The 25374-nt window shown below is 61.5% G+C and carries 21 protein-coding genes; 4 read left to right on the top strand and 17 right to left on the bottom strand.

Translation table 11 applies throughout. From position 1 onward, the window contains the following. The 14 genes from VUN82_08775 to dinB all read right to left on the bottom strand — a co-directional run bounded on the left by VUN82_08775 (position 1) and on the right by dinB (position 16985). Entirely contained in the window at positions 1-879 is an 879-nt protein-coding gene (locus tag VUN82_08775) for an FtsQ-type POTRA domain-containing protein (protein XAS73911.1), read from the bottom strand. Then, a complete protein-coding gene (murC, locus tag VUN82_08770; GenBank protein ID XAS73910.1) occupies positions 872-2242 on the bottom strand; it encodes a UDP-N-acetylmuramate--L-alanine ligase in 1371 nt (456 codons plus the stop codon). The genes VUN82_08775 and murC overlap by 8 nt, the downstream gene beginning before the upstream one ends. After that, positions 2239-3357 carry an undecaprenyldiphospho-muramoylpentapeptide beta-N-acetylglucosaminyltransferase gene (murG, locus tag VUN82_08765; GenBank protein ID XAS73909.1) on the bottom strand — a complete coding sequence of 373 codons (1119 nt, stop codon included), beginning with the start codon at positions 3355-3357 and terminating at the stop codon, positions 2239-2241. Before murG ends, murC begins: the two co-directional genes overlap by 4 nt. 6 nt (positions 3358-3363) lie before the next feature. Further along, the gene (gene ftsW, locus VUN82_08760; GenBank protein XAS73908.1) at positions 3364-4665 is read right to left on the bottom strand and encodes a putative lipid II flippase FtsW; all 1302 of its coding nucleotides are present in this window, start codon (positions 4663-4665) and stop codon (positions 3364-3366) included. Between the two features lie 2 nt (positions 4666-4667). Next, entirely contained in the window at positions 4668-6257 is a 1590-nt protein-coding gene (gene murD, locus VUN82_08755; GenBank protein ID XAS73907.1) for a UDP-N-acetylmuramoyl-L-alanine--D-glutamate ligase, read from the bottom strand. Further along, positions 6239-7348: a phospho-N-acetylmuramoyl-pentapeptide-transferase gene (mraY, locus tag VUN82_08750; GenBank protein XAS73906.1), complete on the bottom strand. Its 1110-nt coding sequence runs from the start codon at positions 7346-7348 to the stop codon at positions 6239-6241. Before mraY ends, murD begins: the two co-directional genes overlap by 19 nt. Next, positions 7345-8835 (bottom strand): UDP-N-acetylmuramoyl-tripeptide--D-alanyl-D-alanine ligase, encoded by a 1491-nt coding sequence (murF, locus tag VUN82_08745; GenBank protein XAS73905.1) that lies wholly within the window; start codon positions 8833-8835, stop codon positions 7345-7347. Before murF ends, mraY begins: the two co-directional genes overlap by 4 nt. A gap of 6 nt (positions 8836-8841) precedes the next feature. Further along, complete coding sequence (locus VUN82_08740; protein ID XAS73904.1) at positions 8842-10479, bottom strand: UDP-N-acetylmuramoyl-L-alanyl-D-glutamate--2,6-diaminopimelate ligase; 1638 nt, start codon at positions 10477-10479, stop codon at positions 8842-8844. A 104-nt stretch (positions 10480-10583) separates the two neighbouring features. Continuing rightward, entirely contained in the window at positions 10584-12380 is a 1797-nt protein-coding gene (locus VUN82_08735; protein XAS73903.1) for a penicillin-binding protein 2, read from the bottom strand. 42 nt (positions 12381-12422) lie between these two features. Further along, positions 12423-13088: a hypothetical protein gene (locus VUN82_08730; GenBank protein XAS73902.1), complete on the bottom strand. Its 666-nt coding sequence runs from the start codon at positions 13086-13088 to the stop codon at positions 12423-12425. Continuing rightward, on the bottom strand, positions 13085-14113 hold the full coding sequence (rsmH, locus tag VUN82_08725) for a 16S rRNA (cytosine(1402)-N(4))-methyltransferase RsmH (protein ID XAS73901.1): 1029 nt from the start codon (positions 14111-14113) through the stop codon (positions 13085-13087). Before rsmH ends, VUN82_08730 begins: the two co-directional genes overlap by 4 nt. A gap of 136 nt (positions 14114-14249) precedes the next feature. Further along, entirely contained in the window at positions 14250-14681 is a 432-nt protein-coding gene (gene mraZ, locus VUN82_08720; GenBank protein XAS73900.1) for a division/cell wall cluster transcriptional repressor MraZ, read from the bottom strand. 469 nt (positions 14682-15150) lie between these two features. Next, entirely contained in the window at positions 15151-15519 is a 369-nt protein-coding gene (locus VUN82_08715; protein ID XAS73899.1) for a DUF3040 domain-containing protein, read from the bottom strand. Positions 15520-15755: 236 nt separating this feature from the next. Further along, on the bottom strand, positions 15756-16985 hold the full coding sequence (gene dinB / locus VUN82_08710) for a DNA polymerase IV (GenBank protein XAS74649.1): 1230 nt from the start codon (positions 16983-16985) through the stop codon (positions 15756-15758). A 107-nt stretch (positions 16986-17092) separates the two neighbouring features. On the opposite strand from dinB, the gene VUN82_08705 reads away from it, so the two are divergent. After that, on the top strand, positions 17093-17659 hold the full coding sequence (locus tag VUN82_08705; protein XAS73898.1) for a hypothetical protein: 567 nt from the start codon (positions 17093-17095) through the stop codon (positions 17657-17659). Then, the gene (locus VUN82_08700) at positions 17656-18750 is read left to right on the top strand and encodes a polyprenyl synthetase family protein (protein ID XAS73897.1); all 1095 of its coding nucleotides are present in this window, start codon (positions 17656-17658) and stop codon (positions 18748-18750) included. Before VUN82_08705 ends, VUN82_08700 begins: the two co-directional genes overlap by 4 nt. Positions 18751-18865: 115 nt before the next feature. Here VUN82_08700 and VUN82_08695 read toward each other — a convergent pair whose 3' ends face one another. Then, the gene (locus VUN82_08695) at positions 18866-19219 is read right to left on the bottom strand and encodes an Rv2175c family DNA-binding protein (GenBank protein ID XAS73896.1); all 354 of its coding nucleotides are present in this window, start codon (positions 19217-19219) and stop codon (positions 18866-18868) included. 260 nt (positions 19220-19479) lie between these two features. On the opposite strand from VUN82_08695, the gene VUN82_08690 reads away from it, so the two are divergent. Next, on the top strand, positions 19480-20820 hold the full coding sequence (locus VUN82_08690; protein ID XAS73895.1) for a LysM peptidoglycan-binding domain-containing protein: 1341 nt from the start codon (positions 19480-19482) through the stop codon (positions 20818-20820). 77 nt (positions 20821-20897) lie between these two features. Further along, a complete protein-coding gene (locus VUN82_08685) occupies positions 20898-23012 on the top strand; it encodes a PASTA domain-containing protein (GenBank protein XAS73894.1) in 2115 nt (704 codons plus the stop codon). Positions 23013-23077: 65 nt separating this feature from the next. Here VUN82_08685 and VUN82_08680 read toward each other — a convergent pair whose 3' ends face one another. Together VUN82_08680 and VUN82_08675 are read right to left on the bottom strand one after the other, a co-directional pair. After that, a complete protein-coding gene (locus VUN82_08680; GenBank protein XAS73893.1) occupies positions 23078-24481 on the bottom strand; it encodes a 3-deoxy-7-phosphoheptulonate synthase class II in 1404 nt (467 codons plus the stop codon). Positions 24482-24547: 66 nt separating this feature from the next. Next, complete coding sequence (locus VUN82_08675) at positions 24548-25339, bottom strand: lysophospholipid acyltransferase family protein (GenBank protein XAS73892.1); 792 nt, start codon at positions 25337-25339, stop codon at positions 24548-24550. Between the last annotated feature and the right edge of the window lie 35 nt (positions 25340-25374).

Raw genomic sequence — 25374 nt, 5'->3', positions numbered from 1 at the left:
TTATTTGGTGAATGGATGCCTGGGCACGCTGACGTCGTAGACGTTCACGGGAACTTTGGGATCCGGCGGCATCTTCAGTAGTGCCTCAAGTGCCTTCGCCTTCAGTTCCTTGTCCTCGGCATTGCCCCACACTACCGTCTTTCCGTCCACCAGTTTCAGCTCCACGGCATCAGGCGACGCAGCGGATGCGGTGGACATCCTCGCAAGCACATCGGCCGGCAAAGTGTTCAGGACAGCCGCAATGGCTTTAAACAACCCAGTGTTGGTGGCACCTGCACCAGCGTCGATCAGGGGCAGCGCAACCGCAGACTGATCCTGTGTGGCTCCCAACTGGACTCCGTCTACATCCACCATCACAAACGAGTCGCCTTGCTTCAACAGGGCCACCGGTACGCGCTCATTGACGTGCACGAGCAATTCCGACGGCGGCCTTGCCTCCACAGTTGCCGAACGCACCTGGACCAAGGGCTTCAGGAGCTCATTGACTTCCTGCTCGCTCACCTGCGGCAGCGGCTTGCCCCCGACACCTGACAAAGCCTTCTGCACAGTCTCAGGCGTCACTAGCTTGGTGCCGTCCACAGTGATGGTCCGGACCGCGAGCACGGGCGAATAGATGGCACCCACTATGAGCACCGTTACGAAGGCCGTAATGATGCAGAGCGTCCACAGCAGGAGCCTGCGTTTGCGTTTGCCCTTTGGCTCGGGAAAAGCAATGACGTTGTCCGCGCTGCTCTGCTTGACCGTACTCGTCACTGGAGATGGCCCGACTGACCGTTGGGCGCTGATGACACTGTCCGGGGAACCACCGGCCGAACGGCTCTTGTTCTCCCGGCTGGAATCTGCCCCGGGCTTGAAGGTTGGCTTACGGGTGCTAGCCACCCAGCGCCTCCACAATCACCGGGCCGTAAGCAGTGACATCTCCGGCTCCCACGGTCAGCACTATGTCCCCCTCGCCAGCGGACGCCACAACAGCATCCACAGCTTCGTCACCAGAGACCAGCCGTCCTTGGGAGAGCCGGTCAGCAATCAACGAACTAGTGACGCCGGGGATGGGGTCTTCACGGGCAGGGTAGATGTCCAGGACCAGCGCCGTGTCCGCAGCGTCCAGTGCCGCTGCAAACTCCGCAGCGAATTCCCGGGTCCGTGAAAACAAATGCGGTTGGAAGAGAACGTGGACTTTGTTGCCGCCGGCCACAGAGCGCGCGGCGGAAAGGGCCGCACGCACTTCAGTTGGATGGTGGGCGTAGTCGTCGTATACACGCACGCCCCTCCCCTGCCCTTTGAGTTCAAAGCGCCGGGACGCACCGGTGAAGTGTCCAAGTGCCGTAGCCGCCGTCCCGGGCGCTACGCCAAGCTCCAAGGCCACGGCGAACGCGGCAGCCGCATTGAGCGCGTTATGCCTTCCCGGAACCTGCAGGTCCAAGTCGTACCCGGCTCCATCCACCGCTACCGAGACATCACCCGGGCCACCATCGTGAAGGCGGATATCGGCGTCGTGACTTGTCCCGTACGTAAGCACACGAGTGGTTCCCTTGGCGGCTGTCCGCTCCGCCAAGGCGCGGGCGCCCTCGTCGTCCGCACATGCCAGAAGGACTCCGTGGGGCGGCAGGAGCGCCGCGAAGTTATCAAAGGAGGCATAAACAGCTTCAGCGGTTCCGTAGTGGTCCAGATGGTCCGCTTCCACGTTGGTGACGACGGCGATCAGAGGACGGTAGTTGAGGAACGAACCATCGGACTCGTCCGCTTCTGCCACGAAGATGTCCGAGGATCCATGAGCCGCGTTGACTCCCAGTGCCGGGACGTTCGCGCCAATGGCGAACGACGGATCCAATCCTGCTTCCTTGAGCAGGACCGCGACCATGGAGGTGGTGGTGGATTTACCGTGCGTACCGGCGATGGTGACCACCCTGTGGCCGTCCATGGTGGCAGCCAATGCCTCGGAACGATGCAGGACGGGCAAACCGGCCTGGCGTGCCGCAGACAACTCAGGATTGTCAGCACGGATTGCGGAGCCGGCAACAACAGTTTGGGCGTCACCCAAATTGCCGGAGTCGTATCCCACGGCAATACGGGCACCTGCTGCGGCCAGGTCATGCATGACTGGAAGGTCCTTGGCGTCCGTACCACTCACGGGAACACCCCGGGCCACCATGATCCGGGCGATGGCTGACATTCCTACGCCGCCGATGCCGATGAAATGTACTCGTCCAAGGGACTCGAGTGGTGCAATCGCGTGCGTCATGCGGATACCGCTTCCAAGACAAGATCAGCCATGCGCTGATCGGCGTTTCTGATGCCAAGGGCCTCGGACCTGCGGGCCATGTCGTCCAGCCTGCCGCGGTCCGATACGAGTGGAATGAGTTCTTCTTTGAGCCATTCCGGGGTGAATTCGTTGTCCTGGACCATCAGCGCTCCGCCGGCCTCCACCAAGGCAGCTGCATTAAGGGCTTGCTCACCGTTGCCGATCGGCAAGGGCACGAACACCGCTGGAACCCCTACTGCTGCCACTTCGCTGACGGTTGCGGCCCCGGCACGGGCGAGCAGGATGTCTGCAGCAGCGTAGACATTCTCCATTCCATCCACGTACTCCACCTGCCGGTAGCCATCAGCGGCGAGGAGCCCGCCGTCGTTATCCAGAACAGCCTTGCCGGTACCGGTGATGTGCAGTGTCTGGATCCCGGCAGCTGCCAGCGCGGGCAACGCAGCAGCCACAGCACGGTTGATGCTCAGTGCTCCGGAGGACCCGCCAGTCACGATCAAGGCAGGACGGTCCGGATTGAGGCCCAGCGAAGCCTTGGCAGCAGGCGCGGCCTTGGTGCGGTCCAGTCCTGAGATGGCGCGGCGCATGGGCATTCCCACGTGGCGGGCGCCGCGAAGGCGCGTACCGGCAAACGCCACGGCAACATGGCGGCTGAACCGTGCACCCACCCGGTTCGCCAGCCCCGCCTTCATGTTGGCTTCGTGGATCACGATAGGCGTACCGCGCCTGCGGGCGGCCAAATACATGGGCGTGCACACGTAGCCGCCCACACCCACCAGGACATCGGCCTGTGCGTCATTCAGGATTCGTTCCGCCTGCCTGACTGCTCCCCTCAAGCGCCCCGGAAGCTTCACGAGATCAAGGGACGGTTTTCGTGGCAAAGGGACACGGTCAATAGTGGCGAGCTCGTACCCGGCCGCCGGGACAAGCCTGGTTTCCAGGCCCGACGGCGTGCCGACAGCCAGGATGGCAGCTTCCGGACGCTTTTCCTTGATTGCGTCCGCGATGGCCAGCAACGGACTGACATGGCCGGCCGTACCACCGCCTGCAAGCACGACGGACAACGGCTTGGACGCGTGGGGGGAATCTGAAGTCATGAAGTGCTATTTACGCTTTCGTGCGGTCTTGGACAAACGACGCGGCAAGAGCCTGGGACGCTGTTGTGGTGGCAACTGTCCGCGGGCCAAGGACAACACTACGCCCACGCCGCACAGCGACATCACCAAGGCCGAGCCACCTGCAGAAATGAAAGGCAGCGGGACACCGATCACTGGAAGCAGCTGGGTCACCACTGCCATGTTCATGCTTGCCTGTCCCAGGAGCCACACCATGATGCCACCGGCGAGCGTGCGCTGGAACGGATCGGTCTGCCGGACAACGACACGGAAAATGGCGATGCCAAGGATGGCGAACAACACCAGGACCACAAGGGTGCCCACCAGTCCCAGTTCCTCGCCGATGATGGCAAAGATGAAGTCATTGTGGGCCTCGGGAAGCCAGTTGTATTTTTGCCTGCTCTGCCCCAACCCAAGTCCGGTCCAACTCCCCTGCGCCAATCCATACATGCCGTTGGTGGACTGGTAGGTGAAGTCGGAATCTGCGGTGCAGGAATCCCCTGCCATGCCCAACCAGGCTGTCACCCGGCAGATCCGGTTGGGACTGATGATTGTCATGGCCGTAGCGCCAATGGCTCCCGCGACGCCCGCAATGGCCAGCATCTTGGTGGGAACCCCGGCAAAGTACAACCCCGCAGCCACAATGGCCATGACAACGATCGCCGTGCCCAGGTCATTGCCCACGAGGATCAGCCCAAGGACCAGGGCAGCACCGGGGACCACCGGGATGATCACGTGCATCCAGCGATGCAGGTACTTCTCCTTGCGTGCCAGGACCGCCGCTATCCAAACACAAAGAACCAGCTTCGAAATTTCCGAGGGCTGGATGCTGATCCCGCCGATGTCGATCCAGTTCTGGTTGCCCAGTGTGCTGCGGCCGAAAACCTGGACAAGTATCAGCAGGACCACAACGGCACCGAGTCCCCACCAGGACAGCCTCTTCATCCAGCTGACGTTGGTCCGGGAGATCAGGTACATCGCCACAAGTCCAACGACGCCAAACATCGCCTGCTTCAACGCGTCTGCGTACGGGGACTTGCCTTCGGAAATCGCTTCCACACTGGAAGCAGAGAGCACCATCATGACACCGATGGCCGTGAGGGCCAGGGCGCATCCAAGAATGAGGTAGTACGTGGAGCTGTTGGGCGCTTTGCTCTTGCCCTCCAGGCCCTCCCAGAAGGAGCGAACATGGCCCCGGAGCCGGACGGGCTTCTTGCGGGCAGCCGACGGAGCCTCGGCTTCGACGTTCCCGGAAACCTTGCCGCGGCTGCGGGTGGGCGTGCTGACCATTGTTACTCCTCGGTGGTCTTTGCCTGCCCTTCCACGAGCTCGCGTACTGCCTGGACGAAAGCGTCGCCACGGTGAGCGTAGGAAGAGAACTGATCCATGGATGCAGCCGCTGGAGCCATGAGTACGGTGTCACCTGGTTCCGCCACGCTGGCCGCTGCCCTCACAGCCTGGGCCATGATGGTCTCACCAAAAATCGGCGAGGAGGCGTTACCGTCTGCGGTCTGCACACTTTCAGTGTCGCCCTTGGGCTGGGCTATCACGGGGACATCCGCTGCGTGTCGCTGGAGGGACGCTTCCAAGGCCTCCGTGTCAGTGCCGATGAGCACCACGGACTTCAAGCGGGGGGCGTGCTCCTTGACGAGGTCATCGTAATTGACGCCCTTGGAGAGGCCCCCTGCGATCCACACCACGTTGTGGAAAGCTGAAAGCGCGGCCGAGGCAGCGTGGGGGTTGGTGGCCTTTGAATCATTGATCCACAGGACGTCGTCGTGTTTGGCCACGAGCTGGATACGATGCTCGCCAGGCAGATAGTTGACCAAGCCCTGCTTCACCGCGGCAGGCTCAACCCCATAAGCACGCACGAGGGCCGCGGCGGCCAAGGCGTTGGCCACCATGTGGCGTGGTGCCACTGGCCCAAGATCGGAAATGGACGCGAGTTCGGCGGCTGAGTTTTTCCGCTCTTCGATGAACGCGCGGTCAACCAACAATCCATTCACCACACCCAGCATGCTGATGCCGGGGGTGTTCGTGGTGAATCCGACCGCACGGCAACCTTCCACGACGTCAGCGTTCTCCACCATGCGTTCGGTTTCAATTTGGTCGGCGTTGTAGATGGCCGCCTTCTGCGTGTTCTCGTAGACCTTGGCTTTATCGGCAAGGTAAGAGGCGTAGGAGCCATGCCAGTCCACGTGGTCTTCGGCCACGTTCAGGCATACGCTGGCCACCGGGGACAACGAATGGCTCCAATGCAACTGGAAGCTTGAGAGTTCCACCGCAAAAGCGTCGTACTCCACCGGGTCCCTGAGAGCGTCAAGGATGGGCGTGCCCACGTTCCCCACGGCAATGGCTTTGAGTCCGGCGGCCTGCAGCATGGACTCGGTCATCCCTACCGTGGTGGTCTTACCGTTGGTGCCGGTGATGGTGAGCCAATCAGCGGTCTTCCGGCCCGCCCGTTCGCGGACGCGCCACGCTAATTCGACGTCGCCCCACACCGGAATGTGCTTGCGTGCGGCGGCGGCCAGCAGGGCTTGGTCCGGGCGCCACCCCGGCGAGGTCACAATGAGCTCCGGCTTGTTGCCGTCAATGAGGGGAAGGACCTTCACGGCCTCTTCGCCCAGCAGTACATCCACCGCCCCCACGATTTTCAGGGTGTCGGCCTGCGCCTTTGCTTTCGCCGTGGTGGAGGCATCCACCACCACAACTCTTGCACCAAGTTCGATGAGGGTATCTGCGGCGGCAAAACCGGACACGCCGATTCCCGTCACCACTACACGCAAGCCACTCCAGTCGGCATCCCAACTGGTCAGATCCTTAAGGCGGTCGTTGGCCGACGGCGCGCTCTCCTGGTTTGCATTCACAGCAGCACCACCCATTCAGCGTAGAAGATTCCAAGGCCGGCGGCCACGAAGAGCCCGGCAAGGATCCAGAAGCGGACAACAACCGTGACCTCTGCCCACCCCTTCAGTTCGAAGTGATGTTGCAATGGGGCCATCTTGAAGACGCGTTTGCCACCTGACAGCTTGAAAAAACCCACCTGGATGATGACGGAAAGGGTAATCAGGACGAACAAGCCACCGATGAAGGCCAGTAAAAGTTCTGTGCGGGACAGGATCGCGAAAGCGGCAACGGCGCCTCCGATTGCCAGGGAACCGGTGTCACCCATGAAGATCTTGGCCGGTGATGTATTCCACCAGAGGAAGCCCACCAAAGCAGCGCTCAGGATGGCCGCGAGGAGCGCCAGGTCCATGGGGTCGCGCACTTGATAACAACCGCTGCCGGCCTCACGCGGCGAACCGCAGGCCTGGTTGTTCTGCCAGATCCCCATAATCGTGTAAGCGCCGAACACCATGATGGATGCTCCCGACGCGAGCCCATCCAGGCCGTCTGTCAGGTTCACGCCGTTGGTTGCTGCGGTGATGATGAGGTTGGACCAAACGACAAAGAGAATTGCGCCCAGGACGGTCCCACCAAAGGCGAGATCCAGCCAGGGGATGTCGCGGACGAGGGAAATTTGCGTGGAAGCCGGACGGAGCCCGTCCTCGTTCGGAAACTGCAAAACCAGAACGGCAAAAATGATGCCGACGGCGGCTTGCAGGATCAGCTTGGCGCGGGCGTTCAGGCCCAAACTGCGCTTGTTGGAAATCTTGATGTAGTCATCCAGGAAGCCAACGAAGCCCATTCCCACCATGAGGAACAGCAGCAGCAGCCCGGACGCGGAGGGTCCGGCGGACCGCGGATTCATCATCCACATGATCAAGTGGGTCACGAAGTAGCTGATCAGAACCGCGGCAACAACCACGGTCCCGCCCATTGTAGGCGTGCCTCGCTTGGTGTGGTGCGAGGTGGGACCGTCATCCCGGATGAACTGCCCATAGCTCTTGGCCACCAGGAATCTGATGAACAGGGGCGTCCCTATCAGGGCCGCTAGGAGGGCGACGCCGGCGCCGATCAAAAGTGCAATCACAGCAGCTCGTTCCCTTCGCTTGCGGCATCTTCAGCCGCGCTTTCCCCGGTGGACTCGGCCCGTGGGGGTAATGCTATCCGATCGCCCAAATGCCTCAGCCCCACGCCATTGGAGGACTTGAACAAGACCAGGTCTCCGGGTTGCAGCTCCCTTTGCAGGAGTTCGTAGGCTTCTTCGGCAGTCTCCGTGAACGAACATTCGTCCCCCCACGAACCTTCCTGGATGGCCGATATGTAAAGGGCCCGCGCTTCGCGTCCCACCACCACGAGCCTGGAGATGTTCAAGCGCACCACCTGTGTTCCCACTGCAGTGTGCTCCCGGATGGAATCCTCGCCGAGCTCAAGCATGGCCCCAAGGACGGCCCATGTGCGCCTGCCTTGGCCAAGATCAGCGAGGGTGCGCAGCGCAGCCCGCATCGACTCAGGATTGGCGTTGTACGCGTCGTTGATGATGGTGACACCGTCAGGGCGCTCGGTTCGCTCCATGCGCCAGCGGCTGGCAGCGGACTGGGAACTAAGCGAGGAGGCAATGTCTGCCGCAGGGATGCCCGCGGCAAATGCCGCAGCAGCAGCCGCCAGCAGGTTTGTCACGTGATGGCCGCCGATCAGGCGGCTTCGGACGTGAACGGAAGGGCCGCCGTCGGGCAGTACAAGTTCAAACTCGGGGTGGCCTTCGGCGTTGACCACAACGTTGCGCGCTTCCACGTCTTCGTTCGTCGCTGGAGAGGCACTGAAGCCGAGGACTTTGGCCGTGGTGCGGGTCTTCATGGCAGCAACGCGGCCATCGTCCAGGTTCAGGACGGCTGTGCCGTTCTCACTAAGCCCTTCTACAAGTTCGCCCTTGGCCGTAGCGATGTTTTCGACACCGCCGAATTCCCCGGCGTGGGCGGTGCCGACCACCAGCACCACACCAATATCGGGCTGCACCATCCCAGCGAGGTACTTGATATGCCCGATGCCGGTGGCTCCCATCTCAATGACGAGGAAGCGGGTGTCCGTATCGGCGGCAAACACGGTCAGGGGCACGCCGACCTCACCGTTGTATGAGCCCCGGGGAGCCACTGTGGGCCCGGCTTGGGACAACACGCCGGCGAGTAAGTCCTTGGTGGTGGTCTTGCCGGCCGAGCCAGTAATACCGATCACTGTAAATTGCTCGCCGCGCTGTTCCCGGGCAGAGCGGATGCGGCGGACTGCTTCGGCAGCAAGCGCTCCCATGGCGAGCACGGCGTCATCAACAACGACGGCGGGATACGGCTTACCGTCAACGGCAGTGACCTCGCGTTCGGCCAACACCAGGACGGCACCCCGCTCGAAGGCAGCGTCAACGAAGTCATGACCATCTGCGTGCTCGCCCGGCTTCGCCACATAGAGCGAACCAGGTGTAGCTTCCCGGGAATCAGTGACGACAGAAGTGGGCGCGATGTCCCCGCCTCCGGTCAAACGGCCATGGGTGATGTGGGCGATATCCGCCGCAGTAAGTGCAATCATCTCGGTTTAGGACTCTATCCGCTGGTCCGTTGAAACGCTGAATCCACTGGATGTCAAGGCGGTCCGTAGTTCCACTCTGTCGTCGAGAGCCAGGTTGACGCCCTTGACCTCTTGCCATACCTCGTGGCCACGACCAGCGATCAGGATGGTGTCCTTCGCAGTGGCCAGCTCCACGGCGAGTCGGATGGCGGCATCCCGAGGTGATGATTCGATGATTTGGCTGCTCAGGTTCCCTGATTCACGGGCGGCATGGGCACCTGCGAGGACCTCTGACCGGATAGCCGCCGCATCCTCGTCATGGGGGTCGTCGTCACTGACAATGACAATATCCGCCAAGCGTGCCGCGATGGCGCCCATGGTCGGACGCTTGCTTTGGTCCCGCTGCCCGGTGGCCCCGAACACCACGATCACCCGGGAACCTTCCTCACGTGAACGCACAGCCTGGAGTGCGCGGGCCAGGGCGTCGGGATTGTGGGCAAAATCAACCACGGCCGCCGGCGCGGTGGAGATGAGCTGCATTCGTCCAGGAACGGCCACGGTGAAGGGATCGTGGGCGTCCAGTGCGCCTTGGAGGGTCTCTACATCTATGCCTGATGACAACACCATGATCGTGGCAAGGGCCGCGTTCGCCACGTTGAAGTCACCCGGTAAGCCAGTGTGTACGCGCAGGACACGGCCGTCTGTGTGCCGCAGTTCAAAATCGGTGCCGAGTCCACGGGAGGTTGTTGAGGCAACGGACCAATCGGCAGGGCTGCCATCTGTCGTGGCAGTAAGTGTGGTGACCGGAATGTCCGCTGTTCGCGCCAGGTTGCGGCCCCACTCGTCATCGACCATCACCACTGCCTGGCGTGCCCGTCCGGCAGTGAACAGCTCGGCCTTGGTGCGGAAGTACTCTTCCATGCTGCCGTGCAGGTCCAAGTGGTCCTGAGTGAGGTTCGTGAAGCCGGCGACGTCGAACATCACGCCATCGACGCGGTGATAAGCAACGGCGTGGGAGGACACCTCCATGGAGGCCGCCTCCAGCCCGCGTTCCCGCATTAAGGCGAGCAGTGCATGGACGTCGGTGGATTCCGGCGTGGTCAACAGGCTCGGAATAGGATCTCCCCCGGCCAGGATCTCGATTGTTCCGATGAGTCCCGGGGTTTTACCCAGGGCACGGAGCAAGGAGTTGATGAAGTATGTTGTAGTCGTTTTACCGTTGGTCCCGGTCACTCCAAACAGCGTCGGGAACCCGCCGTCGTCCGGCTGGCTGCGGTAGATCAGGGCCGCCAAACGCCCGACGACGGCGCGCGGCTCGTCGACGATGAGGACAGGTACGGGTTGCTCGCCTGCCAGGGCGAGCTGCCGTGCCCCGGCGTCATCAGTGACTACAGCGACGGCGCCGGCCTCGACCGCCTGTGGGACAAAGTCGGCTCCATGGCGCGAAGCGCCGGGCAGGGCCATGTAAAGGTCACCCGGTTCAATGGACCGGGAGTTCAGCGAGATCCCCGTAACTCCCTTGTTGTCGCCGTCCGCCGGGACGGGGACACCAAGGGCTTCCGCAAGGGTCGACAAAGGCACTGCAGCCACAGACGCCGGACGAAAGCCGGAGGTGCCCGTCTCGGGCGTCTCGGCATGGAAAGCGGCCTCATTGTGCTCTGACACGTGGTTCTCCGTTGATGCTCGGTGGAACGACCGGCTTGGGGCCAGCGGCGCCAAGCCGAAAGTGATGGATCAAATTCTTTGGCCGAAACAGACGCCCAAGAAGCTTACTTGACGAACTGCGGCAGGCGCGCGGGGGTGCCGGTGGATGGCGCCACGTTGTAGGTCCTGAGGACCTGGGACATGACCGAACGGAACACGGGACCATTGGTGATGCCGTAGATATTTCCCCTGGGACGCTGCAGGACTACCTCCACGATGAAGCGCGGGTCATCCATGGGCGCCATCCCCACCATCGAGGCCGTATACCCGTCAAAACCGGCGAGTCCATCTTCCCGGGGCGCCTGTGAGGTGCCTGTCTTTGCTCCCACCCGGTACCCGTCAATGGCCGCGTCCTTGATCTGTCCTTCGGTCACTGCGCTTTCCAGGATGTCCTTCATTTGTTGGGCAGTCTCCTTGGACACCACCTGCCGGGACTCCTTGGCAGGCACCTTCTGCTCTTCACCCTCAGGCGTGATGTAACTATCGATGAGCCTTGGCTGCACCATCACGCCGTCGTTGGCAATCGTCTGGAAGGCCCGGACGGTTTGCAGCGTCGACTGCGAAACTCCCTGACCAAACAGGACCGTGTACTGCTGGCGTTCATCCCACTGATCAGGCTTGGCGAGGATACCCGTCGCTTCCGCGGGAAGGCCAATGTCCGTTTGTTCGCCGACGCCGAACTTCTTCAACCATTCGTAGCGCTGCTCTTTGCTCAGCCTGCTTCCCGCCATCACGGTGCCGGTGTTCATGGACCAGCCCAGGATTCCGGCCAGCGTGCGTTCTTCGGTGCCGTGCTCGAACGCATCGGTGAACGTCTGACCGTCGATGGTATACGAGGGCGGGATGGTGAAGTGGTCCAGCGGAAAAGACTTTCCCTCCTCAATCACGGCAGAGGCAGTGATCATCTTCTCGACGGATCCAGGCTCGTAGGCGGCCGTCACAGAACGCACACCGCGGTCCTTGGCATCAACCTTCCCGGGGTCGTTGGGGTCCGGGGCGTTCGTGTCGGCCAAGGCGATGAGGTTGCCCGTCTTGGTGTCGATCACAATGATCGAACCCCACTCAGCGTTCATCTTGTTGACCTGGCTTTGGATGGCCTGCTGTGCGAAGTACTGGATGTCTGTATTGAGGGTCAGCTTGACATCGCTTCCATCGACAGCTGGCGTGAGCTCATCGGTGGCCACGGGAATCCTGAGGCCATCCGCGCCAATCTCGAAAACACGCTTGCCCTCGGTACCGCGGAGCACTTGGTCCTGGGTTTGCTCGATGCCTGCCTGGCCTGTGGTGCCATCCTGGAGGAAACCCACCACGCCCCCTGCAACGCTGCCGTTCGGATAGACACGCTTACTGACGCCTTCGGCGGCCACACCCGGAATGTGCAGCTTGGAGATGCGGTCTTCAAGCTCCGGCTTCACGTCCTTGGCCACCGTAGAGTACTTCTTGTCGCCAGTGAGCGACTCCCTGACCTTGGCAGGGTCAGCCCCGAGGAGCGAAGCCAGTTCGGAGATCCCCTGGTCCCGGGAGATCGTCTCTATTTCTTCAGTCTTCTCGTTGTACCGTTTGAACTCAGCTGTAGCAGTATTCAGGACCTGGTCCACAACAATGTTGTAGCGGATGACACTGCTGGCGAGGACAGTACCGTTGGCGTCCAGGATCCTGCCGCGTTCGGCCGGCAGTACCTGCGGCGTGAGGCGGTTCGCAAGGGCGGCCTCGGCCATGCCACCGACATCAAGGCCTTGCACCATAAAGAGTTTTCCGCCCACCACCAACAGCAGGGTCAGCATGATGCCAAGACCAACACGGAGCCGCTTCCTTGCCGCCGGCACCTTGGTCTTTTTTGATTTGCCGGGGTTTTGCGCCACGTTGATTCCTTGCTGCTGGCCTTGCTTCGGTGATCTTGCGGGCTAGTGCCCTGGTGCCTTCTGCTGGGGCGCCGGAACGGATCCCCCGTGAAGCTCCGCGGGCGCGGCTGCCGGAGTTGCCGGCTTGGCAGCAGGTGCAGCGGGTTTGGCCTCGGGCGTTTTCGGTGTTGCCGGCTTGAGGTTCTCCAACGGATCCTTGGTAGTCACCGAGGGAACCACATCAAGCTGGCCGGCAACGGCCGGAGGGGCGATCACGGCCGCGGGGGTGTCTCCCTTGACAGCCGGGGTTGCCTTTCCGGTGACCGTCATGGTGCTCAAATCGATCTGACCCTTGACGGTGGACTGTACCATTCCCAATTCTGCAGCCTTTGCAGCCAGATTCTGGGGAGCCTCGAAGTTCTGCTTCTTCTGTGTCAGGTCCTGGTTTTCCTTGTTCAGCGTGGCTGCTTCTGATTTCAGCTGCACCAACCGGTACTGGGCTGTGGATACAGAGATGTTAAGGACGAGCACCGTCAGCAGGGCGGCCGCCATCACCACGAAGCACAGGACAACAAAGGGAGTGCGCCGCTTCCCGGGGACGCTGCGCACAAGCGAAAGCGGCGTGCGCGCCTTGCGGCCGACGTCGGGCTGGCCTGCTGGAGCCGGGAGTGCCCTGGCCGTGTTGCCTACCACGGAGGAGGGCAGTGTCTTCGCTGCGGCGGTGCTCATGCGACTCTCCTTGGCTTGATGCGCTCCACGGCCCTGAGTCGGGCAGACGCCGCGCGGGGGTTCTCGGCAATTTCTGCGGCCGTAGGCACTTCCGTGCCTTTGGTCAGCGTTTTCAGTTCGGGTTTGTGTTCTTCGAGTTCAACGGGGAATCCGAGCGGTGCTGAGGACTTGGATCCGGCCTGAAAGACGGACTTTACGATCTTGTCCTCCAGGGAGTGGTAGGACATCACGACAATCCGCCCGCCCATGGCCGTCGCTGCGACGGCGGCTGGAACAGCCCGTTCCAGGACGTCGAGCTCTTCGTTGACCTCGATACGCAGCGCCTGGAAGGTCCGTTTGGCCGGGTGGCCACCGCTCTTGGCCGCGGCAGCAGGTACCACGCCCCGGATTTGCTCAACGAGTTCTCCCGTTGTGGCGAAGGGCTTCTCAGCCCGGGCAGTAACGATCCTGTTCGCAATCCGCCCGGCGAACTTCTCTTCGCCCCACTTGCGGATGATGCGGACCAGGTCTTCTTCGCTGTAGTTGTTGACGACATCTGCCGCGGTTTGCCCCCGGCTGGTGTCCATGCGCATGTCCAGCGGTGCATCGTAGGAGTAGGCGAAGCCACGCTCCCGTTCATCCAGCTGCAAGGACGATACACCCAGGTCCATGAGGATGCCGTGGACCTCAGGGATACCCAAATCCGCCAGGACGTCCTCGATTTCGTCGTAGACCGCGTGAACCAAATCCGTGCGATCCGAGAATGGTTCCAGTCGCGCACCGGCCAACGCCAACGCTTCCTCATCGCGGTCGATACCCACGAGGTGCAGATCAGGGAAGCGTTGCAGCATGGCCTCGGAGTGTCCGCCCATGCCCAGCGTCGCATCGATAACGATCGGCCTCTCACCACGGGTGCGTGCTGCTTCGAAGCCGGGGGCGAGCAAATTGATGCAGCGGTCCTTCAGGACGGGCACGTGGCGCTCAGATGTGGGCTTTGCCGCGTCCTGCTCTTCCACGTTGCCTCCTCTTTCCTCAATCGCTTGCATTCAATTCCTTGGATCGGATCCCCATCCGCGCCTATCGTTCCGCCGGCCTGGCTCAGGGGAAGTTGAGCCAGGAAGACAGTTCGATGGGCGGCTGGAGATCCCATCCAAGAACCGGGGCCAAGGCCCCCTCCGCCGGTTAGATGAACCCGGGCAGATTGTCATCGTCGGTTTCCGAGAAGGCTGCTTCCTTCTCGGCGAGGTATTCATTCCAAGCCTCGGCATCCCAGATCTCCGCGCGGGTACCGGCACCGATAACTGCCAATTCCCGGCCAAGCCCTGCATAGGCCCGGAGCGCCGGCGGAATCGTCACGCGCCCCTGCTTGTCAGGTACCTCGTCAGAGGCTCCAGACAGGAAAACCCGAATGTAATCACGAGCCTGCTTGGAGGACAGTGGTGCCTCCCGCATCGATTCGTGAATGCGCTCGAATTCCTTCTGGCTGAAGACGTAAATGCAACGTTCCTGACCCCTTGTGAGAACCAGGCCCTCGGCAAGTTCCTCACGGAACTTCGCGGGAAGTATGATCCGGCCCTTTTCATCAAGACGTGGGGAATGGGTGCCAAGAAACACCGGCCCACCGCCCCTCAGTCAAGGTGCCCGTTCATACCCAACCCTGCCAATACCCTCTTATGCGCTCCACTTTACTCCACAAAGCCCCACAGTCAACGCACAACAGGGCATTTCTCCACCACTTTGAGTTTCTGAAGGCGCGTAATGGCGCGGATCCACGGACGTGGTGGGAAGTGGAGGACAAAGGCAGGTCTGGGTGCGCGCCTCAATGGGCCACGCTGGAATCAGGCGCAGCACGGTGTCGCTGAGGCTCCACAGTGGGCTGCCAATCCTGAAGGGGTGGAAAGTGGAGGATGGTGCAGCAAGGAGGACTGGGCAGTTGGGAGGACTGTGCAGTTAAACGCAAAAAGACCCGTTAGGGGTCTTTTGTGTCCCCTGCAACTCAGGGGCATGCGCCAATTACGACGCAGGTAATTATGGAATCGCTACTCGGAAGGATCCGTTTCCGGGCTAATGCTGGCGGTCACGCTCAATTGTCGTCGCGGCGACGCTCGTCCCAGCGCTCCTCAAGATTGCTCATGAACGAACTCTTGGACTTTGACTTTCCGGCTTTCCCTTTCCGGGCCTTGCCGAACGCCGCGCCCCGAAGAGTCGCAAAGTAGACACCTGCGCCCATCACGACAAAGCCGAGGACACCAACGAAAATCTGTTGGAGTGACACGCCGACCAGCAGCAAAAGGATGCCTGCAATGGCACCCAGGACACCAATTATCACGTGCCGGGTTGACCAGCTGCGGATGGGATCCGAACCCATGGTGTTGGCAAACTTCGGATCGTCCTCATGAAGCTGCTTCTCAAGTTGCTCAAGCAGCTTCTGTTCATGCTCCGAGAGGGGCATCGCGACCTCCTTTAGTCAGCCAGCGTCTGGACGAATCGCGGCCTGTGCGTCTGTTTCCAAAACGATCGGGCCACGAAAAGCGTTCCCAAAAATTTCCGCTGTGTTAGCGGACATCCTGGGACCGACTGCTCAGGAAACAGCTGTCCAGACGATCTAAATATCTGTACTAATTAGGATAGTTTGTCAGGCGCTGTTCTGAAAGACGCGCGGAGGGCGCCTGCCCGGCTTCGCGGGGGTCATTGGGCGTCAGGAGTCTTGCCCGGATCCAGGAGCCTGGCCGGGAGCAGGGTTTTGGAGCCGAAGCGTTCCGCAACGCGGTCAAGGGCCTGCTCCGCGGCCCGCCAGTTGTCATCCCGCCGGTCAAGGCTGAGCTGCAGGGACGCCTGGCCGGCCGGTTCCAGCTGCTCAGCACGGACGCCTACAAGACGGACGCTCATGGATCGTGCCCCCAAGGACTCCAGCAATTGCACGGCAACCTGGTAAATAAGCTGGGCGCTGTCAACGGGAGTATGTACCGTCCGGCTACGCGTCACAGTGGAAAAGTCGGCGTATCGGAGTTTCAAAGCTATGGTTCGGGCCAGCATCCCGGAACTTCGCAGCCGCGCTGCCGTGCGATGGGACAACCTGAGGAGCTCCCGCTGCACCAGGGCGTCGTCTGCCGAATCTGTAGCGAAGGTCTCTTCTGCCCCGATGCTCTTTTCCAGCCTGGTAGGAGTGACTGGCCGGGGATCTATTCCCAGGGACAGTCGGTGCACATGCTCTCCGCTGGCGCCAAGGACCTTTTTCAACGATGCCACGGGCGTTGCTGCCACGTCGGCCACCGTCCGTATGCCGAGGCGTGCCAGCACCTCGGCGGTCTTGCCGCCGACGCCCCAGAGGGCATTGACGGGCAGGCTGTGGAGGTACGGGATGGTGTCCTCGGCGTCGATCTGGAGGATGCCGTCCGGCTTGCAGCGGGTGGATGCGATCTTGGCCACAAATTTGGTTCCGGCAATCCCCACTGAAGCGGTGATACCAAGCTCAGACCGAACCCGTTTGCGGATGAGATGGCCAATGTCCAAGGGAGATCCGAGACGGCGGATTGCACCGCCGACGTCCAGGAAAGCCTCGTCAACGCTCAACGGCTCCACGAGGTCCGTGATGGAGGCGAAGATCTCCATGAGCTGCGCCGAAACCTCGTAGTAGAGCTTGTGGCGCGGGTGGATGATGACAGCGCCCGGGCACATCCGCATGGCAATGGCCATGGGCATCGCTGACTTCACACCTGTGGCCCGGGCTTCGTAGGACGCCGATAACACAACCGAACGTTCAGCAGGGAAGCCGACGATTACTGGCTTGCCCCGCAAGTCCGGCCGGCTGCGCAATTCCACGGAAACGAAAAAGGCATCCATGTCCACGTGGAGGATGCTGGTTCGCCGCTGTTCCCGCAGAGCATCCTGGGCGCTGCGGGCTGGTTCGCTGCCCACGCTTTGGGCGCTACCGGATGCTTCCTGACTCACAACGGCAATACTATGCCCGGCCACTGACTAAACTGGAGGCACAGTCCCCCGTCAGCCCAAGGAAGGATACCCCTGTGAAGCTCTTTGGAACTCCTCAATCGCGAGGGTTTGCCCTGCTCGCAGCGAGTGTCGCCCTGGCGGTTTCCGCCTGTACTCCGCCCACCAGCAGCCCGGCCCCATCCGCATCGGGGAGCTCCTCTGATTCCTCCACGGCTGCGCCATCTTCCCCGGCATCGCCTTCATCCCCGACTCAGGCTCCTGACTCGTCCGGATCAGCCGGACCTGTGCCGGGCGCGACGGCCACGGTGGGCGCCTTGGTCCCCGGCTTTCCGGAACAGCTCATCCCGGTGATGCCCAAGACGTCCGTGCGCTCCAGCAGCTTTGACAAAAACGTGTCTCCTGCCACGGTTGCGCTCGTAGGAACGGTTAAAGCTCCGCCGGAAAGCGTGGTGGATTACTACAAGACATCCCTTGAAGCGCAAGGGTTCAAGGTTGTTCCGGGCGCCCAAGCCGTAGGCAACGTCACGTCGATCGACTTCATCCGCGGTGACGGTGAAACGGTCAATGTCTCCGTGAGGCAAAAGGAAGGCGTTTCCACGTTCACGATCGGCGCGAACGTGGCGGCCGGGTCCGTCAAGTGACACCGGTTTCCCAACTCCACACGGAGCAACTCGAGTTTATTGGCGGCGTAGCCGGGAAGCTGAATGAGTTCCTGGCGGTCCAGCAGGACATGATGGCTACGATTTCGCCCGATGTCGCTCCCCTTATGGGGTCAATATCGAACCTCGTCACCGGCGGAAAACGGCTCCGTGCGCTGATGTGCTACTGGGGCTGGCGGGGTGCGGGCGGTCCCGCCGGTGACTCGGACATCCTGACGGCCGGTTGTGCTTTGGAACTTTTCCAAGCCGCGGCCCTCATCCACGACGACATCATTGACCGTTCGGATACGCGTCGCGGGGGTCCCAGTGTGCACCGTCGCTTCAGCCAACTCCATCAGGCCAATGGTTGGGCGCTGGACAATGAACGCTTCGGCCATGCAGCGGCGATCCTGACCGGCGATTTGTGCCTTTCCTTCAGCGAGGAATCCTTCACGGAAATCGGACCCCGGGCAGCAGCAGGAAGCGAAGCACGCCGTATTTTCAATCTCATGCGGGCCGAGGTAATGGCCGGGCAATACCTGGACATTCTCGAGGAAGTAGCCGGCCCTGTACGCGATCGAGCGGGTTCCGTGGACCGCGCCACCTCGATTATTCGCTACAAATCCGCAAAATATTCCACCGAGCACCCCTTGGCCCTGGGTGGAGCGTTGGCAGGCGCATCCAAAGAGCTGCTGAAGGCATATTCCGCATTTTCCTTGCCCTTGGGCGAGGCGTTCCAATTGCGCGATGATGTCCTGGGTGTTTTCGGCGATCCCGAGACGACAGGAAAACCCGCGGGCGATGACCTCCGCGAGGGCAAACGGACAGTGCTCGTTGGATTTGCCATTAACCTGGCTCCCACGGATCAAGCCACGTACCTGGACGAAATGCTGGGGAAACCGGATCTGGGTGAGGACGATGTTTCCACAATCCGCAATATAATGGTCAACTGCGGAGCGCTTGATGCCACGGAGTCCCTTATTGACGAGCTGAGCGACCAAGCCTTCGCCGCCCTGGAAGAGCTGCCGGTGGAAGAATTACCGCTCACAGCATTGCGCCAACTGGCTGAGGCAGCTGTCAGCCGGGCCGCTTGATGGCACTTCCCAGGCGTTGAGACGACGACGGCGGTCAAGAACCGCCGTCGTCCGATGTTTAACTGCTTATGACGGAATCCAACTGTCGGCTAACCGACTACCGGGCGAGACTGCGTTACCAGGCGAGAGACTGGGCGCGACGCCGAATCTCCGTCTTGCGTCCTTCGCGCAATGCATCGATAGGCCGTCCGCGCAATGAATCGTCAGGGGTAAACAACCACACGATGAGTTCTTCGTCGTTGTAACCGGCATCGCTAAGAACCGCAATGGTTCCCTTCAAGCTGTCCACGACGTGTCCATCCTGAATAAACAGCGCCGGAATCGAGCGGATATTCCGCTCCCCCCGCCTGATGGCAACCAGCGCACGCTCATCCAACAGTCCGTGGACTTTGGTGATGGAAACTCCGAGCAGCTCGGCGACATCCGGCAGCGGCAACCAGTCGGAAACAAGGCTTTCTACATTACTCACGGAACAAGGTTGCCACGCCGGGCTGCCTGTCGCCTAGCCGAAGTACGACGGCGACCCTCCACGCCGGAGAAAGTCGCCTTTTCATGGGGGTGAATTCGGCGAGGAGATTTCCAAAGCGCGCGAATTGTTGTGCCTGATGAATAAGTGTGAGAGATTCACACTGATCACACTTGCAACATTGATAACATCAGTAACATTGGCAACACTGGTAACAGCGGCAACACAAACTAACTCCCGCTGCTGAGATGAGGACACATTCCATGACGACGCCCCGCTCGCCGAAACGAACCATGAGCATGCCGGTTATTGCGGCAACCACGGCTGCGCTTCCCGCCGTGGTTTTGTCCTCGCTTGCCTTGGCCCAGCCAGCCACGGCTGCACCGGCACCCCAGCCGCGCAAGATTCCCGCTACCCTCGCTGCAGCCATGAAGGCCCAGGCCACCAAAGTGGGCAATGTGATTCCCGCCCAAGCGGTTGCGGCGACGCTTCCGTCCGCCCTGCGGCCCATGACTCCCTCCGTACCGGACACCTACAAGATCGTCCGCGGAGACACCATCAGTGCCATTGCACGCCGCTTCAACCTGGACACGTCCGCCGTCCTGCAGTTGAACAAGCTCACGGCGACAACGCTTATTTACCCGGGCCAGACCATCAAACTCACTGGCACTGCCCCGGCCGCCCCTGACCAGGCGCCCGCGCCGGCGCCGAGCGCACCTTCAAATGCCACAACCTACACGGTGGTTTCTGGCGATACGCTGGGCGCGATCGCCGCCCGGTACGGTATCCCACTGTCCAGCATCTTCAGCTGGAACAATCTCAGTGGCAGCTCCATCATCTACCCTGGCCAGAAGATCAAGGTGAGTGGTGACTCTTCGCCCGCGACTCCCCCTGCTCCTGCCCCGGCTCCGGCACCTGCGGCCACTCCCGTGGCCAACACGGGCTCCTACACCATCAAAGCCGGCGACACCCTGAGCTCCATTGCATCGCGTCACAACGTTTCGTTATCAGCGCTGATGAGCGTCAATACAGTTTCGGCAACGACCGTCATTTACCCCGGACAGAAGCTCACCATCCCCGGCACTACGTCACTGCAGCCCGCCGGGGAAACCAAGCCCCTGGTGCCTAGCTCGTTCCTCGGCTTTACGTACCCGCCCGCTGTCGTCAGCTCCGCCAACGAGAACAAGGCGCTGCTGAACGCTTCGCCTGTCCCGAGCCGTGATGAAATGAAAACAATCGTGGCTGATACCGCCCGGCGCATGGGAGTCAGCCCCTCATTGGCACTTGCCTTCGCCGAGCAGGAATCCGGCTTCGACCAGCGTGCGGTCTCCCCCGCCAACGCCATTGGAACCATGCAGGTCATTCCTTCCTCCGGCCAATGGGCATCTGATTTGGTGGGCCGCAAGCTCAACCTCCTGGATCCCTATGACAATGCAACGGCCGGCGTCGCCATCATCAGGGCACTCATCGCCACCAGCAAAGACCTCGACGACGCCATTGCGGGTTACTACCAAGGGCAGTACTCGGTCAGCAAGTACGGCATGTACGACGACACCAAGCGCTACGTCGAATCGATCAAGGCCCGGCAACGCACTTTCGGCTAGGCCGTTCCCAAGCACCTTCGGACGAGGCCCGGGTCCTTTGCGGATTCGGGCCTCTTCCCTGCCTCGTTTAGGATCGTATGGTGCAGGAACCAACGCAGGACCACCTCATCGGGACCACCGTGGACGGGCGCTACAACGTCCGATCACGCCTTGCCAGAGGTGGAATGTCCACCGTCTACCTGGCCACGGACCAGCGCCTGGAGCGCGACGTGGCCCTCAAAGTCCTGCACCCGCACCTGGCCAATGACGAGACGTTCCTGGAGCGACTCAGCCGCGAGGCCAAGGCCGCTGCGAGCCTGTCCCATCCCCACGTTGTCAGCGTGCTGGACCAAGGCGAAGACGGGCATATCGCTTATCTGGTGATGGAGTATGTCAAAGGCCATACACTTCGTGACGTCATCAACCAGCACGGTGCACTTCCACCGCGCCTTGCCCTCGCCCTGATCGATCCGGTCATCGAAGGTTTAGCGGCAGCCCATGGATCAGGACTCATCCATCGGGACATCAAGCCGGAGAACGTGCTCATAGCGGACGACGGCCGGATCAAGGTAGGCGACTTCGGATTAGCCCGGGCTGTCACGGCCACCACAAGTACAGGCGCCTTGATCGGCACGGTCGCGTACCTCGCTCCCGAATTGGTGCTCGGCAAACCCGCCGATGCCCGCAGCGACGTCTACTCAGCGGGCATCATGCTCTACGAAATGCTCACAGGCAAGCAGCCATATGCTGGCGAGTCCCCGATTCAAGTTGCCTACCAGCACGTCAACGCCGTGGTTGGCCGCCCCTCAGAGGCTGCTCCCGGTCTTGCCGAAGACCTGGACGAACTTGTGCAGTGGTGTACTGCTGTAGACGCCGAAAACCGGCCCGTCGACGGCTCCGCCTTGCTATCGGAACTTCGCCACATCCGAACCACCCTGAGCGACGAACAACTGGACCACAGGCAGCCGTCCTCCCGGCCCCTCTCCCCTGGCGCTGCTGCTGGGGCAGCGGGTTCCATCGGGGCAGCCGCTTCCGCGGGTCCCGCTTCCGGCGCCGCTCGGCATGGGGCCACCCCGCAAGAGAATCCCACCGAGGCCCTTGCCACGACAGCATCGCCCACCGAATTCATCCCACACCAGAGCAACCCGACAACCGTGATGGCAGGACCTGCACGGCAACCACGCAACGCCGGCCTGGCCCTTCCCGGTGTGGACGATGACCTGCCCCAGCCCAGCAAACGGGAGCAGAAGAAGCTGGAGCGGCAACAGGCTAAAGACCAGGCCCGGGCTGCTGCCACCCCGATGCGCCCCTTGCGTGAAGGCAATCCCCGGCGGCGCGCTGTTATTTGGACAGTCGTGATCGTGATCCTGGCGCTGCTGGCAGGTTCTGCCGGGTGGTTCTTCGGCATGGGGCCTGGATCTCCAGGCACCGTTCCCGATGTCAAGAACAAGACAGTGGCCGAGGCCCAACAACTCCTGCGAACGGCAGGATTCCAGTCCGAGCCCAAGGACGTCTTCGACGACGACGTCCAGGCGGGGCTCGCCGTCGGGACTGAACCCAAATCCGGGGAAGTGGTACGGAAGTTTCAAACCATCGCGCTTTTCGTTTCAAAAGGTGCACAACTCTTCGCGCTCCCCGGGCTGACAGGTGGGACCCTTGATGACGCAAAGACGGCCCTGAACGCCGCCCAAATGACCCTTGGCAATGTCACGGAGGCTTTTGATGAAAAGATCCCCGCAGGCATTGTCATCTCCCAAGACCCTGCACCGGGCAAAGAAGTACGCCACGGCACGCCCGTTTCCTTCGTTGTTTCAAAGGGACCGCAGCCCATCCCCGTTCCCGATGTTCGGGGTTTGACGCAGGATGCTGCCGTGAAAGCAATTCAGGATGCGGGGTTGAAGGCCGTTGTCGCTCCAGAGACTGTCAACGACAAATCTGTACCCAAGGGTGCCGTTGTGGCACAGTCCCCTGGCAACGGCACGCTGGTCCGCGGCGAAACTGTGACCCTGACGCTGTCCAAGGGACCCAAGCTGGTGCGGGTGCCGAGCTTTATTGGCAAGCAGGCCAAGGAAGCACGGCAACAGCTGGAGGCGCTGGGTTTCGAAGTGAAGGTGAATGAGATCCTGGGTGGATTTTTTGGCACCGTCCGGGACCAGAATCCTGTGGACAAAGAAGTTCCCGAAGGATCGGTCGTCATGCTGACCGTCGTTTAGTACAAAAGCGAGAAGCGAAAAAGGTGCGGTCCGGATTCATCCGGACCGCACCTTTCTTGTATCTACTACCTCTTGGAGAGAGCTCCTGCCACCAGGAATGCCATCTCAAGGGACTGCATGTGGTTCAGGCGCGGATCGCAGACAGACTCGTAGCGGTCCAGGAAAGCGTCCTGATCGATGGGATCTGCACCACCGAGGCACTCAGCGACGTCGTCGCCGGTCATTTCGACATGCAGACCACCCGGAACCGTTCCCAAGGAGTGGTGTACTTCGAAGAATCCACGTACTTCATCGATGACGTCGTCGAAGTTGCGGGTCTTGTACCCGTTTGGCGAGGTCACCGTGTTGCCGTGCATCGGGTCCGTCACCCACAGGACCTGGGCACCGGATGCAGTAACGCGCTCGACGACGGCCGGCAGCTTTTCGCGGATGTTGGTGGCACCCATGCGGGTAATGAATGTCAGGCGCCCGGGTTCGCGGTTGGGGTCCAGCTTGTCGATGAGGCGCAGGGCATCGTCGCCGCTGGTGGTGGGGCCGAGCTTGACTCCAATGGGGTTCCGTACACGGGAAAGGAAGTCCACGTGGGCATGATCGAGTTCGCGGGTCCGCTCGCCGATCCAGAGGAAGTGGGCGGAAGTGTCGTAGGGCAGGCCGGTGCGGGAGTCGATGCGGGTCAGTGCGCGTTCGTAGTCGAGCAGCAGTGCCTCGTGGCTGGCGAAGAACTCAACCCGCTTGAGCGCCTCGAAGTCAGCACCACAGGAGTCCATGAACATGATGGCGCGATCAATGTCGCGGGCAAGGGACTCGTACCGGGCATGCGCCGGGTTCTCAGTGAAGCCCTTGTTCCATTGGTGGACCAGCCGAAGATCCGCGAAGCCACCTTGGGTGAATGCCCGGATCAGGTTAAGTGTGGATGCCGACGTGTGGTAAGCCTTCAGCATCCTGCCGGCGTCGTGCGCGCGGGACTCGGGTGTGAAGTCGTAGCCGTTGACGATATCTCCGCGGTATGCGGGAAGCGTCACGCCGTCGCGGGTTTCATCGTTGGACGATCGCGGCTTGGCAAATTGGCCGGCCATGCGGCCCATCTTGATGACCGGCATCGCCGCACCGTACGTCAGCACGACGGCCATCTGGAGGATCGTCTTGACGCGTGCGCTGATCTTGTCCGCGGTAGCGGCTTCAAAGGTTTCTGCGCAGTCTCCACCCTGCAGGAGGAAAGCCTTGCCCTGGGCGGCCGCAGCCAAGCGCTCCCGAAGAACATCAACTTCGCCGGCAAATACCAAAGGCGGAACGACGGAAAGTTCCTTGACGGAGGCCTTGAAGACCTCGGAGTCAGACCACGTGGGCTGCTGGGAAATGGGCAGGTCCCGCCAGGCGTCAAGGCCGGGGTAATTTGCAGCCCCACTCTGGGCGGTGCTGGCGAGCGGGTCTACTACAGGGGGTGCGGTGTTCGCGGTTAGCTCAGTCACCCTTCAAGAGTAGTAGCCTCCGCCAAGGTTGGGGCACTGCAGGCGTAACTGTCCCTGCCGAATGCGTCACAGTCCCCCGCTGGCCGCTCCCCCGTCTTCCTTGGGTTCATCCTTGTCATCGGCGATGTCTGAAGGAGCCTCCTCGGCCGCTTTGACTTTACCCACGGTCCCGGGCCCTTTGCCGTCCAGGCGGGCCTTGACCACAGCTGCGTACTCGTCCACATACTCTTGTCCGGAAAGCCGCATCAGCTCGTACATGATTTCGTCAGTTGCAGCCCGTTGAATGAGCCGGTCATCCTCCATGCCGTAATAACGGCTGAAGTCCAAGGGCTGCCCAAAGATGACACCGATGCGCCGGATGCTGGGCAGCCTGTTGCCAATGGGCTGGACCTTTTCCGTGCCAATCATCGCCACCGGCACCACAGGGACACGGGTCTGGAGCGCGAGGCGCGCAACACCCACCTTGCCGCGGTAGAGCTTGGCGTCCGGACTCCGGGTGCCTTCGGGGTAGATTCCCAAGAGCCCGCCGGAATTCAGGACGTCCTTCCCGGCTTGCAGCGATAGCTCCGACGCGGCTCCGCCGGAGCGGTCCATAGGCAGTTGGTTCGTGAGCCTGAAGAACAGCGCCGTCAAGCGGCCCTTCATGCCCTTGCCGGTGAAGTACTCGGACTTGGCAAGGAAGATCACGGGCCGATCCACCATCAGGGGCAGGAAGATGGAGTCCGAAAAGGACAAATGGTTGGACGCCAGGATTGCCGGGCCGTTTCCGGGGACGTTGTCCAGCCCTTTGACCCATGGCCGGAACAGCAGTTTGAGAACAGGACCAAGAAAGATCCTCTTCATGACCCAATAGAACACGTTTGTCCTCTCACGACCGGTTTACGGGCGTCCTT

The sequence above is a fragment of the Micrococcaceae bacterium Sec5.1 genome, from assembly GCA_039636795.1.
GTDB lineage: Bacteria > Actinomycetota > Actinomycetes > Actinomycetales > Micrococcaceae > Arthrobacter.
Note: the sequence above shows the minus strand (reverse complement) of the source record. Positions and strands in the feature narration are given on the sequence as shown.

What these genes read in the sequence shown, in the direction of transcription:
- VUN82_08690 (XAS73895.1), top strand. Translation starts at nt 19,480, where the DNA reads ATGACGACGCCCCGCTCGCCGAAACGAACCATGAGCATGCCGGTTATT.
- rsmH (XAS73901.1), bottom strand. Translation starts at nt 14,113, where the DNA reads ATGCAAGCGATTGAGGAAAGAGGAGGCAACGTGGAAGAGCAGGACGCG.
- VUN82_08715 (XAS73899.1), bottom strand. Translation starts at nt 15,519, where the DNA reads ATGCCCCTCTCGGAGCATGAACAGAAGCTGCTTGAGCAACTTGAGAAG.
- VUN82_08685 (XAS73894.1), top strand. Translation starts at nt 20,898, where the DNA reads ATGGTGCAGGAACCAACGCAGGACCACCTCATCGGGACCACCGTGGAC.
- ftsW (XAS73908.1), bottom strand. Translation starts at nt 4,665, where the DNA reads ATGGTCAGCACGCCCACCCGCAGCCGCGGCAAGGTTTCCGGGAACGTC.
- murD (XAS73907.1), bottom strand. Translation starts at nt 6,257, where the DNA reads ATGGGTGGTGCTGCTGTGAATGCAAACCAGGAGAGCGCGCCGTCGGCC.
- murF (XAS73905.1), bottom strand. Translation starts at nt 8,835, where the DNA reads ATGATTGCACTTACTGCGGCGGATATCGCCCACATCACCCATGGCCGT.
- murG (XAS73909.1), bottom strand. Translation starts at nt 3,357, where the DNA reads ATGACTTCAGATTCCCCCCACGCGTCCAAGCCGTTGTCCGTCGTGCTT.
- murC (XAS73910.1), bottom strand. Translation starts at nt 2,242, where the DNA reads ATGACGCACGCGATTGCACCACTCGAGTCCCTTGGACGAGTACATTTC.
- VUN82_08730 (XAS73902.1), bottom strand. Translation starts at nt 13,088, where the DNA reads ATGAGCACCGCCGCAGCGAAGACACTGCCCTCCTCCGTGGTAGGCAAC.